The sequence below is a fragment of the Vibrio sp. 10N.222.49.C9 genome, assembly GCF_041474985.1.
Classification (GTDB): domain Bacteria; phylum Pseudomonadota; class Gammaproteobacteria; order Enterobacterales; family Vibrionaceae; genus Vibrio; species Vibrio crassostreae_C.
The window spans coordinates 1-550 of record NZ_JBFRVD010001145.1 but is presented as its reverse complement, the minus strand read 5'-3'; the positions used below and the strand labels follow the sequence as shown (position 1 = coordinate 550).

1 protein-coding gene is annotated in these 550 nt (G+C 45.1%); it reads right to left on the bottom strand.

Features of this window, described 5'->3' with window-relative positions; translation table 11 throughout:
* Positions 1-58: 58 nt before the first annotated feature.
* Positions 59-550 (bottom strand): sulfite exporter TauE/SafE family protein (locus tag AB4585_RS27290; RefSeq protein WP_372171876.1); only part of this gene is annotated, 492 nt, incomplete at its 5' end.

The following is a 550-nucleotide window of genomic DNA, read 5'->3' as shown; positions in this document are numbered from 1 at the left end:
GTCAACTGACCGAGCCTTTTTCGTATCTGGCATCAAAAAACGATTATAGATAAGTGCTTTAGAAGAAATAAACCGTTATCGAAACGCTGATCGCGATGACAACGTTCTTTACCCATATCTGTGGAAGCCTACGGGAAATATGCGCCGCATAGTATCCACCGACCAATGTGCCAACCAACACCACTAACGTTGCGTGCCAATCAATAGCCCCTTGAACAATAAAAATAACAATAGCCGTTAGCGACACACCACATGAGATTAGCAGCTTAACGCCATTCATAACGTTGATGTCACGATAGCCAGCGATGACCAGAAAGCTGAGTGATATGATCCCAAGACCAGCATTAAAGAAGCCACCATAAGTGGCCACCACCAGCAAACCAACCCATATCAAGATCTGCCCTACCTGAGAGGCATGTTTGTAACGATTCGCTGTGGCCTGCAACAGTTGATTGAATTTAGGTCCGACAATAAAGAGCACAGTCGCAAACAGCAAAAGCCAAGGAACCACCTTTAAAAATGTATTCTCCTCGACGGTCATCAATGACCC